At 58.2% G+C, this 14,281-nt stretch carries 12 protein-coding genes; 3 read left to right on the plus strand and 9 right to left on the minus strand.

Features of this window, described 5'->3' with window-relative positions; translation table 11 throughout:
• The first annotated feature begins 94 nt into the window (after positions 1–94).
• Positions 95–1,177 carry an IS5 family transposase gene (locus tag C100_RS39560; RefSeq protein WP_031309815.1) on the plus strand — a complete coding sequence of 361 codons (1,083 nt, stop codon included), beginning with the start codon at positions 95–97 and terminating at the stop codon, positions 1,175–1,177.
• 832 nt (positions 1,178–2,009) lie between these two features.
• Here C100_RS39560 and C100_RS39565 read toward each other — a convergent pair.
• From C100_RS39565 to C100_RS39605, 9 genes are all read right to left on the minus strand, one after another.
• The gene (locus C100_RS39565; protein ID WP_024020660.1) at positions 2,010–3,497 is read right to left on the minus strand and encodes an efflux transporter outer membrane subunit; all 1,488 of its coding nucleotides are present in this window, start codon (positions 3,495–3,497) and stop codon (positions 2,010–2,012) included.
• Between the two features lie 7 nt (positions 3,498–3,504).
• Positions 3,505–5,010: an MDR family MFS transporter gene (locus tag C100_RS39570; RefSeq protein WP_024020661.1), complete on the minus strand. Its 1,506-nt coding sequence runs from the start codon at positions 5,008–5,010 to the stop codon at positions 3,505–3,507.
• A 53-nt stretch (positions 5,011–5,063) separates the two neighbouring features.
• The gene (locus C100_RS39575) at positions 5,064–6,212 is read right to left on the minus strand and encodes an HlyD family secretion protein (protein ID WP_024020662.1); all 1,149 of its coding nucleotides are present in this window, start codon (positions 6,210–6,212) and stop codon (positions 5,064–5,066) included.
• A gap of 568 nt (positions 6,213–6,780) precedes the next feature.
• On the minus strand, positions 6,781–7,254 hold the full coding sequence (locus C100_RS39580; RefSeq protein WP_405053679.1) for a hypothetical protein: 474 nt from the start codon (positions 7,252–7,254) through the stop codon (positions 6,781–6,783).
• 149 nt (positions 7,255–7,403) lie between these two features.
• Complete coding sequence (locus C100_RS39585; protein ID WP_235219105.1) at positions 7,404–7,982, minus strand: DUF4142 domain-containing protein; 579 nt, start codon at positions 7,980–7,982, stop codon at positions 7,404–7,406.
• A 401-nt stretch (positions 7,983–8,383) separates the two neighbouring features.
• Positions 8,384–8,941, minus strand: coding sequence for an ABC-type transport auxiliary lipoprotein family protein (locus C100_RS39590; RefSeq protein WP_235219106.1), 558 nt, complete (start codon positions 8,939–8,941; stop codon positions 8,384–8,386).
• Positions 8,942–9,078: 137 nt separating this feature from the next.
• Positions 9,079–10,008: an MlaD family protein gene (locus C100_RS39595; RefSeq protein ID WP_024020666.1), complete on the minus strand. Its 930-nt coding sequence runs from the start codon at positions 10,006–10,008 to the stop codon at positions 9,079–9,081.
• A complete protein-coding gene (locus C100_RS39600) occupies positions 10,008–10,784 on the minus strand; it encodes an ABC transporter ATP-binding protein (RefSeq protein WP_031309820.1) in 777 nt (258 codons plus the stop codon). The genes C100_RS39595 and C100_RS39600 overlap by 1 nt, the downstream gene beginning before the upstream one ends.
• Positions 10,785–10,792: 8 nt before the next feature.
• Positions 10,793–11,902, minus strand: coding sequence for an ABC transporter permease (locus tag C100_RS39605; protein WP_024020668.1), 1,110 nt, complete (start codon positions 11,900–11,902; stop codon positions 10,793–10,795).
• Positions 11,903–12,124: 222 nt separating this feature from the next.
• Between C100_RS39605 and C100_RS39610 the strand changes: the two genes are divergently transcribed.
• Together C100_RS39610 and C100_RS39615 are read left to right on the plus strand one after the other, a co-directional pair.
• Positions 12,125–12,619: a MarR family winged helix-turn-helix transcriptional regulator gene (locus C100_RS39610; protein ID WP_024020669.1), complete on the plus strand. Its 495-nt coding sequence runs from the start codon at positions 12,125–12,127 to the stop codon at positions 12,617–12,619.
• Entirely contained in the window at positions 12,609–14,225 is a 1,617-nt protein-coding gene (locus C100_RS39615) for an ABC1 kinase family protein (RefSeq protein ID WP_024020670.1), read from the plus strand. The genes C100_RS39610 and C100_RS39615 overlap by 11 nt, the downstream gene beginning before the upstream one ends.
• Positions 14,226–14,281: the final 56 nt, after the last annotated feature.

Consider the following 14,281-nt stretch of genomic DNA (forward strand, 5'->3'; position numbering starts at 1 on the left):
CGAAGGCTGAACGCGGAAGCTGGACACCTCGAAAAACTCTGGCGTTTGATCGGCGGATTTGATTCACTTCGTCGGCGATGCGTAGGAGGCGATGATGGCAAGTCAGCCTGGTTTCTTCGATCTTTCGGACCGGTACGATGCGCTGAGCGCAGCGGGCGATCCGCTGGAGCGATTAGCGGCAGTTGTGGATTTCGAGGTTTTCCGTGGTCCGCTGGTGGCAGCGCTTCGTCGCTGCGTTCGCGGCAAGGGTGGGCGACCGCCCTTTGATCCGGTGCTGATGTTCAAGATTCTGGTTCTACAGGCGCTCTATTCGCTGTCGGACGAGGCCGCCGAGTTTCAGATCAAAGACCGGTTGTCATTCCAACGGTTCCTGGGCCTTGGGCTCGATGGCACCGTGCCGGATGCGACCACGGTGTGGCTGTTTCGGGAACGCCTGGTAAATGCCAAGGCCATAGACAAACTTTTCGCTCGCTTCGACGCTGCCCTCAAGGATCGGGGCTATCTCGCCATGGGCGGGCAAATCATCGACGCTACGGTCGTGCAGGCACCCAAACAGCGCAATACCGAAGCGGAGAAAGCAGCGATCAAGGAAGGCGGCGTGCCCGAGGGCTGGAAGCCGGCCAAGACCCGGCAAAAGGACCGTGATGCGCGCTGGTCGATCAAGTACAGCAAGGCCAAGATCAAAGAGGGCGCCGATCCCAAGGCGGCTAGGCCGGTCGATCTGGCCATCCCGATGTTCGGGTACAAGAATCATATCGGCATCGACAAAACCCATGGGCTGATCCGCACCTGGGATGCCAGCGCCGCCAATGCCCATGACGGCGCACGGCTGCCGGTTCTGATCAGTAAGGACAACACTGCCTCCGGCGTCTGGGCTGATACCGCCTATCGATCCAAGAAGAACGAGGCGTTCCTGGCCAGTGGCATGTTCACCAGCCACATTCACCAGCGGCGTAAACCGCGGCGAGCGTTGCCTGAGCGGATCGCCAAGGCCAATACCCGGCGTTCCAAGATCCGCGCCCAGGTCGAGCATGTGTTCGCCGGGCAAAAGAACCGCATGGGGCTGGTCGTGCGCACCATCGGCATCGCCCGCGCTACCATCAAGATCGGCATGGCCAACTTGGCCTATAACTTCCAGCGCTTGGCCTGGCTCGAAGGGCGAACTGCGCCTGCTTGATATGAACCAAGCGCCACCGACGGTAAATCCGGCCACTGCGGCACCGGCAATATCGAAATCACCGACAAATACGCTGCAACATCACTCCTTCCACGCCGCCTCAATCCGCACCGTCGACCCTACACGCAAATCCAGCGGTTCTTCGAGGTGTCCAGCTTTTTCCGAAACTTGGGTTCGCCTGTCATTGACGCTGCATGAAGCTGAAACACGGACTTTGCCAAGTCCACGCCGATCATTGTATCTTTTGACACGATTGCCGTCCTTTCCGCTCAGTGGTCCTAATTCCACTATCCTGGCACATCTCAGTGCCGTCTGGGGAGGGCGGCAACCACCCCATCTCGTTTGACTGCTCGTTGTCCATGCTCCCGCCTCCTTAAAGGCTGCGAGCTTTCCTATTTCGGTGATGCCGACAAGGCCACGTTCCGTCGGCGCTTACGGTTTTACAAGCGCCCCCATCTTCCGCCTGCGGGTGATGCCGTCTGTCGGGTACAAGGTCGTATACGCGGTCAGGACAACTCCCCGCGGGATAGATCTTCGTCGGACAGAAATTCTATCCAATCACACGTCGAGGCCGATAAACTGCTCTATGGTTGTCTCCGGTCCGATGTTGCGTCCGGCTATGCGGTCGTGAATCCGTATTTCATCCTATCGGGGGCAACCCCCGTCAAACACATCGCAATCGCCCCGGGGCGCGTTACCCCGCGAAACTCTGTATAATCGCAAGGGCCGCAGGATGGATGCCGAACAGGCGGGTTGCCCTGTGCCAAAAGTCATCATTGCGGTGGGCAGGGCCGCCGATTCTTGTATTGGCAAGTCCGGACAGATACCATCATTATTTGCTCATAAGGGCTGAAGCTTGACTCCCCGCTTCTGTCCATCCCAGTCCAAGCGACTTATGTATGGCAACATAGCTGGCGGTGAGGGCCGCAACCGCACTGTGCAGGTTTGCCTCTGCAAGCCGCTGCTGGCGGTCAGCCTCAAGAGTGTCGCCTCTCGAAATGACCTGCCGCGCATAGCGCTGCCGCATCAGCGTTGCCGCTTCATCTGCTGACCGCTTGATTTCGGCAAAAGCGGCGACGTTTCGCCTTTGCTGTGCAAAGCGCGCAAGCGACGTCTCCGCATCCTCAAGCGCGCCGAGCACTACCTGCCGATATTGTGCCTCGGCTTCATCGCGACCAGAGCGTGCCTGTGCTATCGCCGCTGACGTTCGTCCAAAATCGAGCAAGCCCCATTGCAGCTGAGGGACGGCGATGTTGGAAATATTGCCCAGATCTACCAGGTCTCCGATGGACGTGCCGCCAATCCCGAGAATCCCCATGAAGCTGATTTTCGGAAAACGAGCTGCTTCCGCGACCCCTATCCGGGAGGTTGTGGCGGCGAGATTGCGCTCCGCAGCGCGGATGTCGGGACGACGGCGCAGGAGCGCCGAAGGGTCTCCGATCGACACCCGCGCAGGGGGGATCGGGAGATCGCGCCGTGGCGTCAATAGCGGATCGAGAGATCCCGGCGCTTCACCGGCGAGAACCGCTAGCGCATTCATATATATTTCGATCTCAGCATCGGCCGCGGCGAGATCGCTGATCGTGGCCTGAACCGCGCGGTTCGCTTGGCCGACAGTGAAGGCCGGGATTGTGCCTTGCCCGAAACGCTGCCGGGCTAGGGCGAGTTGCTGGCGCTGAAGGTCGAGACCTCCCCGAAAAGCAGCGGCGCGCTGCTGCCGGTCACGAAGATTGGTATAGGTCTGCGCGACTTCAGCGCTGAGCTGAACCTTTGCGTCTGCAACATTATACGCCGCTGCCGCCGCCAGCGCGTTTGCCGCTTCGATTTTTCGCACCTGCCCGCCCGCGAGATCTATTTCCCAGTTTGCGTTCAGACCAAGGTTGTAGAAACGCAGAGACGTGTCCGCATCCTGGGCGGATGAAGGTGCCGGAACAGGTGTGGGTAGAGTACTTCCTTGACTGGCCTGGAGATCGATCCCGGGAAGATCAGCAAATATGGCCGCGCCCTGAGCACCAGCCGTCGGCAGGCGGTTTGCTCGCTCCTGGCGTACAGACCCACGGGCTTGGCGAAGTCGGGCCTGCACAACATCAATCGAGGGATTCGCGACAAGAGTGCGCCGCTCGAGCTCATCGAGAACCGGATCTTGCAGCGTCGTCCACCATTCGGCGAGTTCGGGCTCGCTGGTCGACGCATCCGCTGGTTGACGAACGAATGTCGGCCGCGGCGCGGCTTGGCCGAGCTCTGGTGGTCCGGAATAGTCCGGGCCGACCACACATCCACCAAGGAGCAGCGGAAGGATGAGACCACTTAACTTTGCCATTACCACCTCAATGCATCGTCAGCGACATCCCCTTGGGGAGCGGGCGAAGGAAAAACACGAACGGAAGCGTCACAAAAGTCGCTACCGCCATCGTCAAGAATATGTCGTTATAGGTCATGACGAACGCCTGCTGCTGAATTGTGCCAGCGAGCGACTGAAGGCCCGCGTCCATATTTCCCAGAGTATGAGACATCCCCGCGATATACTCCTGCACGCTTGGATCGTTTGCCCACAGCGTTTCCTCCATCCGTCGGCTGTGGAGTGACATACGCTGGTCCTGGAACGACGTCAGGGCCGCCAGAGCGAATGAGCCACCGAGGTTTCGCGCAGCATTGAAGATGCCTGAGGCATCTCCAGCATCCTCCTTGCTGACTGAGGTAATGGCGGCCTGGTTCAGAAAGAGCATGACAAAGATCATCCCCACCCCGCGCAGCAGCTGACCGGTAGTAAAGGCTTCGCCTGCGGATTCCACTGTGAGACTGGTGTTCACAAAGCAGCTAGCAGCCATAAGCGCGAGGCCAGCGCCAACGGCCAGCCTGATGTCGACAACCCGCATCAGAAACGGCACGAACGGCATCACAAAGAAGGCAGGAACGCCCATGAGAAAGATGACCTGTCCGGTCTCGAGGGCATTATAGTCGGCGATAAGCGACAGGAACTGCGGGATGACGAAGGTCGATCCGTACATCACCATGCCCAGCGCTAGCGCCATGATAACGACGCTGCCGAACTGTCTGCTCATGACGATTCGCAGCTTAAGGACGGGCTTTGCTGCCCAGATCTGTCCGATCGCCAACATCACAAACCCTGCTACGGTTATAAACGTCAGCCGGATGATAAGCGTCGATTCGAACCAGTCTTCACGGTGCCCCTCCTCGAGCACGATCGTTAGTCCTCCAAGGCCAAGGATCAGGCCTATAATACCCAACCAGTCGGCCTCGCGAAGATAGACCCAATTCGTACGTTCGTGCGGCAGGCCGAGCAACAGGAGCAAGAGGAGTATCCCGCAGACCGGAACATTGACGAAGAAGGCATAGTGCCAGCTCAAATTTTCCGTCAGCCAGCCACCGAGCAAGGGGCCAAGAACGGGTCCCAAGATTACGGTCATTCCGAAAAGGGCCATCCCGATGGGCTGCTGGGGTGGCGGGAGTCGCTTTGCGACAATCGTCATGGCGGTGGGTATCAGCAGCCCTCCCATAAGGCCCTGCCCGGTTCGTCCGATGATCATCGTCATAAGGTCGGTGGCGATGCCGCATAGGATGGAGAACCCGGTAAAGGCAGTCACGGAAATGAGAAGGAGGGTTCTCAGTCCCAAAAGCCGTTCAAGCCAGGCGCTCAGCGGAATGACGACGATCTCGGCAACGAGAAAGGCGGTGGCGATCCACGTTCCCTCAGTGCCGGTTGCTCCGATTTCGCCTTGGATCGTTGGCAGTGCCGAGTTGACGATCGAGATGTCGAGGGTCGCCAGCAGTGCGCCGAGCGAGCCGGCAGCAACAGCGATCCAAGCGGTCAAGTCCGCACGCGCGGAACGAGCTGCGTCTGGAGATGCTGTGACCGTGACCACTGTCAACGCTTCCGGCTTACGGCCTGACGGAGTCGATCCATCTCTCCTCTGGCTGAACGCGTATCGACCGTTACTCCAACCGACATTCCCGGCACAAGGAGCGTGCGCACTTCGAGAGGAGCATCGATTGCAATGCGTACAGGCACGCGCTGTACGATCTTTGTGAAGTTTCCGGTCGCATTCTGGGGGGGGAGCACCGAGAATTGGGCGCCCGTGCCAGGGGCGATACTGGCAATACGCCCGGTCAGTTCGACGCCAGGGAGCGCATCGATTTCGATGCCAACAGGCTGGCCGACGCGCATAAGCCCCAGTTGAGTTTCCTTGAAGTTCGCCTCAATGAACAATCGATCGACAGGAACCAGTGTCATCATGCGTGTGCCGGGCTGCACGAATTGCCCCACACGGACAGCCAGATCGCCCACACGGCCATTGATTGCAGCCTTGAGCACTGTCGATTCGACGTTGACGCGCGCCACCTTGAGTTGGGCACGCGCGGCCTCTGCTTGCGACTGGGCCTGACGCACCTGCGCGCCCAGTGTACCGACACGCCGTTGCGCGGCGATCAGCGCCGCCTGCGCAGCATTGGTTCGCTCGCGAGCTTGTCGTGCCTGCGTCTGAAGCTGCGCGAAACGCTCCCCTGGCTCAGCGCCTGATGCGGCAAGCGGCTGATATCGCGTAACCTGCTGTGCGGCGAAAGCAGCCTCGGCGCTCGCCGCGTTGAGCTGGGCTTGCGCTTGCGCTATGGCTGCCTGCTGTTCGGAAATCTGAGAGCGCGTCGTATCCCCCGCAGCCGTTGCCGTTTCGATCTGGCTGGTAATCTGTTCGGTCTGCGCCCGATATTCGCGGGGATCGAGTTCAGCCAGAGACTGCCCCTGCCGAACCGTCTGATTCTCGATAACGAACACCCGTTCAACATATCCGGCGATCTTGGGCGCTGTGATGACGGAATCTGCCGCAACATAGGCGTTGTCGGTCACCTGCATGTATCGGCCCCGGTTCTGATGATCCAAGTACCAGACAAAGCCACCGATGAGCAGCAGGATGGCGCCAATGAGCATCGCGAGGCGAACGCGCGGCGATTTAAGCGGCGACACCGCAGATTCGCCGAGGCCCTCAGGATCCGCCGAAACAGTGGCCGACTTGTCCGCCATATAAATTACAATCCCAATGTTGCGCGGTGTGGTTCTGTCTTGCAGCATTAAGGAGTGATCGGCAATTGCATATTATATGGAACCTCAGCATTACGCAGAGATAACCCGCTCCTTGCCCGCGGCCGCTGGACCGGTCCTACACCTAAGCCGCATATCAGGCTGTAGCTCCCCCAATCTTCAAGCAAGAATCAAAAGATACCGAGGAGCGGTTTGCCAGGCTGGTGCACAACACAGAAACTGATGGCGCGTGATGCCGAGCACTCCGACGCGAAAAATTACTTTCCCGATCGGGCGGTCGTTAAGAAGTGAGCCTCGAATTGGTGTCCCGTTTCAATCCCCACAATTGTGGCCTATGGTGATATCAGCCAGGGTCACACGAAAGGTGACCCGGCACTTTGATCGGTTGGGCCGCCGTCACCTTGCCTGGAAGCAATAATATAGGTTGTTTCTGGCCCGAGTAGCTTTTCGTTATTCCCGCCCCGGCCCATTACCCTGCAATGCCATAGTTCAAGAGATAATGCGCAGCCTCACACAGAGGCGTCGAATTCAATAGCGTCAGCTTTCGTCGCTAATTTTTGCTCCCCGGACAGCGCCGCGCGAGCGCTGTTCCACGAAGAAAGCCGCGGCGTGCGAAGCCGGCGTCAATCGCTGCCGCCAGGCGTCTTTCGGCCGGAGCTGCGCCCGAAATCTCCCGAACTAAGCCCCGAAACGGTATGATTGTGTTAACAATAGTTTTCCCTCCAGCCTCGGCCAGCCGACCAGCCCTGTTCTCTTTTTTGTTGTTGCCGACCGCAAAATCAGGTCCGAGGACGCTATCGAGCTCCGTAGTTGCGGCCTTGATCTGCGCACAGGATTTCAAGCCGGCGAGACCATATGGATTTTCTTGCGCTCTTTCCAGAATAGCTGGAATTTCGGTTTTGGCCGCGCCAATATCTTTCGCCGGCTGCGTGACGATTTCCCGACCGCGGTCAACTGTCTCATCTTTTCTGGCGGGTTGCTCGGGGGTTTGTGCAAGAGCCGCCATGGCAAAAACAAGTATCATCATCCGCCCAATATCCTGAAGACAAGGTTGAAAGCACAAACACGACCGCTGTGGGGTTCGCTGTTACCTCGCTTGAAATAACAGCGGCTGCCCGCCAGGGCATGACGATCACATTGAGTGGCGCCCGTGAAGAACGGGCGCCACTATGATCATTGACCGCCGGTCAATGCTGAAGGAAGAAGTGCCTTCCCATTGGTGAGTTCTTGCTCAAGTGTGGGAACGGCGGTTCCCGCGACTTGCTTCAAGGCTGGGTCGGTGCCGTCTTGCGCATAGCCTTTGTTGATGGCCCATGCCGCCTGTAGTACCTGGGCGGACTGGGATAGATAAAGATTATCGAAGCTGCCGCGCGGCGTCTTCTGGAGCAGCTTCACGAGTGCGGCTCTGTCGGAGGAAAGCGATGACGATGGCGCTTTTATTGTCCGCTGATCGTTGCGCAGCGCGGCCATGAGAGCTTTCTGCGCGATTTGCGCTTCGGTCTGAACACGTTTGGCATAAGCCTTCACATCGTCACGCTGAGCCTTGGTCACGGCGAACTGCGCTGCTTTTATTTGATAGAGGTTCGCATCCGATGCAGCCATCACAAAGGCTGGCTCATTCTGTCCAGCTATCGGTGTTGTGCCGGTATCCATGCTCGACATTGAACCTGTGTTTGTTGGTGAAACAGCTTGGGCGAGAGCCCCTGAACCTGAAAGCGCTAGCGCGCCCGCGGCCATAATGACTTTCAGCATAATACCTTCTCCGTAGAATAGATTTCGAGCGGTCAAGTGGCCGCATCACGTTAAGCGTGACGACGTCGTAACGATGCTGTTGGATAATCGTTCCACCATCGCCCGCATTGCATAAATTAAATTGTCAAATGAGTGTCACTTAAATCGACAGCGGACTGCATTTCATAATCCGATAGCAATATTAATCATTGCGAGATTTGACTTATCACATGGTCGATATGCTATCGCTTATTAAGACGTAGAATCCGGGATTATACTATCTTGCTTACTCTGGCTCCGATCGGGTCAGCCCTTCAGATAAAAACAAAAACTCGTAGATACCTACGAAGCTATCTGGCGCATGGCGATTTTGTACATGCTTTCGCGCCCTAAGATTGTAGAGATCGGCGACAAGTTCATGATCAATTTATCCCCTGCTTGCGTTTCATTCGATCCTTCGATGTATCAAGCGCGCGCTCCGTGGAATGCTTCCGCGCTGCTTGCGCGGACCAATCCGTCAATTCTGTGGTTGAGCGAGCTACTGCACGATCGAAAGCGGCGACTATCCCGCTCGTGGTATTTGCGGACGCTGGCTCCTGCACCAAGAAGCGCTTGGCCTCAACGGGACGACGATCAGTAAGGTCAAACAGGGTTGCATCGCCTTCGATAATGACAGTGGGCGGTGCTTTTTCACCCCCATCTAGGGCATACCGTGCTTCGAATCGCTCGATATCAATCTGCAGCGCATGCGATGCCCCGGTGGCATTTCTGACGCCCGTCAGGCGCACGTCAGGTGCCCGCGCCGCATATTGACGCATCAGCGCCTGGGTGAAAAGATCGGGGACCGGCGCCACCCAACGAACCCCCTTAAGGTAGAGCGCACGTTCCCCCCGCGTGGTGAGCATGCGATCGCCCTCTACCTCCTGCGAGAACCGGGGGCGAAGCAGAGATACAGAGCGAGTCGGGAGCGCACCCTGCATCCCGGTGACGGACGTGGGCTCAACCACGCCAAACCTGAAAAGGTCAGCGCGCTCGCCGCCGCCTAGCAGGTTTCCACAGCTACCCAGCAGCAAGGCGCTCGACAGAAGTGCAAAAGTCCGATTCCTGGTTGATAATGTCACTTAGGCAACTCCAGTTCAGCACCCCGGCTTTTGGCCAGAGCTTCGCGGGGACTTTGTCGGATCCCGCGAATTAGCCCGTCCAGCGATTCAGCTGTTTCTTGCAAGGTCAGCATGGTCGCATTGATATTAGGGATCGTGGTCGTACCGATATCGGCGCTTTGCGTGTCGAGTTTGGCGATCACGCCGCGAGCCTCATGAACTGCCGATTTGAGTTCGTTTGCCGCCTGGGAGATATCGGCGAAGGCGCGCTTGCCATCGCCATCGGCAATCTGCCGAACGGCCGAGGCCGCGCCCTGAATATCGTCAGCCGCCCGATCCAGTTTGGCGAGCGCGGAACCGGCATGGGCGAACATGGTCCGATTGGCCGCCAGTTCCGCCGTAGTCATTCGGACATCGCGAATGGCACCGCCGATGTTGGCGATATTACGATCAGAAAGGACCTTGTTCACACGGCTCAGTGCCTCGGTCGCGCTTGCCACCACCTGTCCTCCGCCTTGCAGCAATGAAGACATAGCGTTGGGCTTGCTGGCGATGACAGGCCGCTTACCGTGATCATTGGTCTTGAGCAGCGGCTTGCTCGGCGTGCCCGCGCTGATTTGCACGATGCTGACCCCTGAGATGCCCTGACTTTCAGAGGATGCGACCGAATCTTCGCGCACCGGTGTCCCGCGCGTCAGTTCGATATCCGTGATCACACGGTTGGGGTCGCGCTGGTCGAGGCGGATTCCGCCGATTTCCCCGACCTTGATGCCGTTGAACTGCACTTCGCCTCCAACGCTTAAACCTCTGACTGGCCCATGAAACACGATCTGGTAAGAATCACTTCCTTTGGCCGAACCGCCGAGCCAGACCACAAAAACAAGCGTGGCGATAAGCAACGCGATGGAGGCGGCGCCTACCAGAGCATAGTTGGCATGGCGTTCCATCAGCTTTCTTTCTCTTTTTTCGCGGCACGGCCGCGCGGTCCCAGAAGATAGCTCCGGATCCACGGGTGATCTGACCGTTCAAGTTCTTTGATCGTTGCAACAGCGGCGATTTTCTTGTCAGCGACAACCGCAACGCGGTCGCAAATCGCGTACAGAGTATCGAGGTCGTGGGTTATTATGAACACGGTGAAGCCAAGAGCATCCCGCAATGTTCTGATAAGATCATCGAATTCGGCTGCAGCAATTGGATCGAGGCCGGCAGTCGGCTCGTCGAGAAAGAGGATATCAGGATCCAGCGCGATTGCGCGGGCTACCCCCGCGCGCTTGCGCATTCCGCCAGATAGCTCGGCAGGCTTCAAGCAGCCTGCATCTTCCGGCAAACCAGCAAGCTTGATCTTCAGCCTTGCAAGATCGTGCACATACTCACGTGTAAGTTTCGTATGTTCCAGAAGTGGCGCCTCGACATTTTCTTGTACGGTGAGAAAGGAGAATAATGCGCCTTGCTGGAACATCACCCCAATCCGACGCTCGACTTCACTGTGCGCTTGCGGATCGCGGATGTCCTGCCCGAATATCTCGACGGATCCGCCATCGGGCTGCTTGAGGCCCAGGATGGTGTTGAGCAGCACCGACTTACCGGAACCCGATCCGCCAACCACACCCAATATCTCACCGCGCTTGACCTCAAGGCCGAGATCCTCATGGATGACCTTGTCGCCAAAAGCCGTGCGCAGGCCTTTGACGCGAATGGGCACGTCTTCGGCATCGGTTTCCACAAGCGCCCTCACAGATCGAGCGCCATGAAGATAACCGCGAAAATCGCATCGAACATAATGACCATGAAGATTGACTGGACGACCGCGGACGTCACATTTTGACCAAGGCTTTGGACGTCGCCGCCGACCATAAGGCCATGCCGACAGCCCGCAGCAGCGATGATCAGAGCCAGAAACGGCGCTTTGCACATGCCTATCCAGAAATGCTTAATGTCCACCGTTTCGAGCGTACGCTGGATGAAGAAGACCGGGCTGATATCAATCGTCACCCAACTGACCAAGAGTCCGCCAGCAAGACCGCCGATATCCGCGCAGAAGGTCATAAGAGGCATCATGAGAAGCGCGGCTAAGATGCGCGGGATTACCAGCGCATCGAAGCGGTCCACGCCCATAACCTGCATCGCATCGGTTTCCTGGTTCATCCGCATCGAACCGATCTGAGCGGCAAAGGAAGATGCGGAACGTCCAGACAGAAGGATGGCAGTGATCACCACGCCGAACTCGCGCAGGATGGCCACGCCCACCAACTGGATCGTGAACACCTCAACGCCAAGCGTTGTCAAAAGGTTGGTGCCAACGAGCGCAATGACCGCGCCGATGAAGAAGGTCATGATAAAAACTATCGGAAGCCCATTAATGCCCGCGTCCTGCATGAACGCGACAAGCGGCGTCATGCGCAGTCGGCGAGGATCGCCAAGGGTACGGCCGAGCGCCACAATAAGCTGCCCAGTGAACACCAGCATCTGGTAGGCGTCATCGGCGATCCCGATTACCTGACGGCCGAAGCGCTCGAAAAATCCCAGAACACCAGTGACGCCAGCCTTACCGGCCGTATCTTGTTCAAGGGCAGGTCGAACAAGGTCTATCAGCCTTTGCAAATCCTCTCTTTCGCCAAAGTCTATATCGGCGTCTGGAGCCATGGACCGCAAAAGCAGGAGGGCACCGGCAGTGTCGATCCGCCCCAGAGCAGAAAGATCGAGACGCTGCACGTCTAGACTCCCGGCCGACTGGGCACCCAGGCGCCCTGCCGCATCGCCCAAAGCAAGCGAAGTCCAGTCACCGCTCACATGCAGAGTCGGGCCGCCACCCTCGTCAATATGCCAATCTGCCGCGATCATCGCACTAGCAGCATGGGAATTGAGCAGCGGACGATTTCGGCTCCTGCTGGCATCAACGCCACGCAGCGCATATCTTGAACCTTGGCATGGTCAAGCATTGGGGTCTCACGATGATGATCGAGCAATGGCACGCCATGGGCCAAGAGGTGCCAGCTTCGTCGCAGTCATAACTTTATCCTCTCCCCTTGCCATGCCATCGAAGATTGAGCAAGGACATAACATATGGAACCTCAGGAAGTTCATTTGCGCGCACTCGCGACGGCCTTTGGCTGGACCTGGTACAGAATGCGGCGGCTGATCGACACGCACCTTGCGTCCCAAGGAGCATCGATGGCCCGTCTTAAGCTGCTGGTATATCTCGCCGAGCAACCCAGCCGCTCAACCGATATTGCAAGCTTCTTCGATCAGGCCCCGCGCACGGTAACCCAGGCGATTGACTGGTTGGAGCAGAATGATCTGGTCACGCGCTCGCCCGTTGAAGAGGACCGTCGTGTAAAGCTCGTGGAAATCACGGACGCAGGCAGGGCGATGCTGGAGCAGGCCCTGCCACTCTACGATGGCATTGTGGCGAAGACCTTCGGCAGCTTGACCGCGGAAGAACTGGAAGCATTGGATAGGGCGATCCTTCACCTCGACAAGGTCGTGGATCAACTCGAAACGCAAGCTGGCTTCCGCCGAGGTCGCGTCCCCACGCTCAAGGCACATAATGATGGCTGATCCTCATTTGATGGACGGGCCTGAAGCGGTCGCATTGAAGGAGCGGGAGCGGTTCGCACAAATCCTGCTTCTGTTCGGGCGACACGGCCTCAAGGGAATGGCCTCCCGGCTAGGTCTCAGACTGGGTGGTGAGGAACCATTTGATAGCGCTCGACCAGAAGCAGTCGTTGCGCTGCTGCAAGATATCGGTCCTGCAGCGGTCAAGTTCGGGCAGATTCTTGCAATGCGAAGTGATCTGCTGGAGCCCGATTGGATCGATGCGCTTTCGAAACTTCAGGACCGGGTTCCGCCGCTGCCGTTCGCCACCGTGCGACCACTTATCGAAGAGGCGATCGGCGGAACTGTGGAAAGCTATTTCGCCTCCTTTGAAGACGAAGCGATTGCGGCCGGCTCGATCGCTCAGGTCCATGCAGCAACGCTGCTCGACGGCAGGGACGTTATCGTCAAGGTCCGTCGTCCCGGGATCGAGCGGATTGTCGACGCCGACCTTCGGCTGCTGCGCCGCGTCGCCCGGATCGCAGAGCGCCGCATCCCCGAGATCGCGCGACTAAAGCCGGACGAACTGCTGCGCCACTTCGCTGAAAGTATCGATCGGGAAATGGACCTTGGCGCGGAAGCTCGCGCCAGCGATACGATCGGAGAGTATCTCAAAGCTTTCGGCGTGCGAACGGCTCGCTTTGACTGGGAGTTGTCCGGCAGGCGTGTCAACATACAGGAGCGGTTTCGAGGCGTTCCGGCAAGCAATCTGGAGGCGGCGCGGCAAAGCGACCTTGATCTCATTAGCCTCGCCAGCACCTATGCGCAGGCGATCCTCCACATGATCGTCATCAATGGTCATTTCCACGCCGATCCCCACCCCGGCAACGTCTTTTTCCTGGAGGACGGAACGCTGGGGCTTATCGACTTCGGAGCGGTGGGGACGCTTCTGCCGCGACGCCGGGAAGAATTGGTACGGCTTGGCCTGGCGATCGCGGCGGAGGACACAGGCGGGGTCGTCGATATTCTGCTGCTTTGGGCGGGCGACCCTGATGTTGACCGTGTCAGGCTGGAAGAGGCCCTGGCCGAACTGATCAACCGTTTCAGCAATGTTCTGCTCGAGCAAATTGACCTTACCGACATTTTCCAAATCGTCTTTGCGATACTGCGCGACTTTCATCTCGCGCTCCCGCCCGATCTGGCACTGGTGCTCCGGACGCTGCTCACGGCAGAGGGATTTGTCCGGCGCATCGATCCGACATTCGACATCACTCGAGAACTGGCTCCGCTGGCAAAGGAACTGATGCGCGAGCGAACGAGTCCGGCGCGATTGCGTGGCGAAGCGGGCAAGCTGTTTGCAGCGCTTGGAAGAGCCGCCTTGTCAACGCCGAGCCTGGTGGGACAGATCGAGAGAGTTGCGCGTACCGGATCGATCACCGTCAGTATCGCACCCAGGGATCTTGAACGATTGCGCGGCGATGAGCGCAACAGCAGAGCCACTCCCCAGCTCTACCCCGCAGCATTGGGAATATGTGCTGCAATCCTTTTCGCCTCGGAACCGATCATCGCCGGGCTGCTGGCGGTGCTTTCCATTGCCCTGGCAATTGGCGAACGAGTGAAGCGGCGGTGATCACGTTCCAAATCTCGCGAAAATTAAAAGCTCATTTGTCGCGCTACCGGCTCCAG

This window comes from Sphingobium sp. C100 (assembly GCF_000508185.1).
Lineage (GTDB): Bacteria > Pseudomonadota > Alphaproteobacteria > Sphingomonadales > Sphingomonadaceae > Sphingobium.

What these genes read in the sequence shown, in the direction of transcription:
- C100_RS39560 (WP_031309815.1), top strand. Translation starts at nt 95, where the DNA reads ATGGCAAGTCAGCCTGGTTTCTTCGATCTTTCGGACCGGTACGATGCG.
- C100_RS39565 (WP_024020660.1), bottom strand. Translation starts at nt 3,497, where the DNA reads ATGGCAAAGTTAAGTGGTCTCATCCTTCCGCTGCTCCTTGGTGGATGT.
- C100_RS39575 (WP_024020662.1), bottom strand. Translation starts at nt 6,212, where the DNA reads ATGGCGGACAAGTCGGCCACTGTTTCGGCGGATCCTGAGGGCCTCGGC.
- C100_RS39580 (WP_405053679.1), bottom strand. Translation starts at nt 7,254, where the DNA reads ATGATACTTGTTTTTGCCATGGCGGCTCTTGCACAAACCCCCGAGCAA.
- C100_RS39585 (WP_235219105.1), bottom strand. Translation starts at nt 7,982, where the DNA reads ATGCTGAAAGTCATTATGGCCGCGGGCGCGCTAGCGCTTTCAGGTTCA.
- C100_RS39590 (WP_235219106.1), bottom strand. Translation starts at nt 8,941, where the DNA reads ATGCAGGGTGCGCTCCCGACTCGCTCTGTATCTCTGCTTCGCCCCCGG.
- C100_RS39595 (WP_024020666.1), bottom strand. Translation starts at nt 10,008, where the DNA reads ATGGAACGCCATGCCAACTATGCTCTGGTAGGCGCCGCCTCCATCGCG.
- C100_RS39605 (WP_024020668.1), bottom strand. Translation starts at nt 11,902, where the DNA reads ATGATCGCGGCAGATTGGCATATTGACGAGGGTGGCGGCCCGACTCTG.
- C100_RS39610 (WP_024020669.1), top strand. Translation starts at nt 12,125, where the DNA reads ATGGAACCTCAGGAAGTTCATTTGCGCGCACTCGCGACGGCCTTTGGC.
- C100_RS39615 (WP_024020670.1), top strand. Translation starts at nt 12,609, where the DNA reads ATGATGGCTGATCCTCATTTGATGGACGGGCCTGAAGCGGTCGCATTG.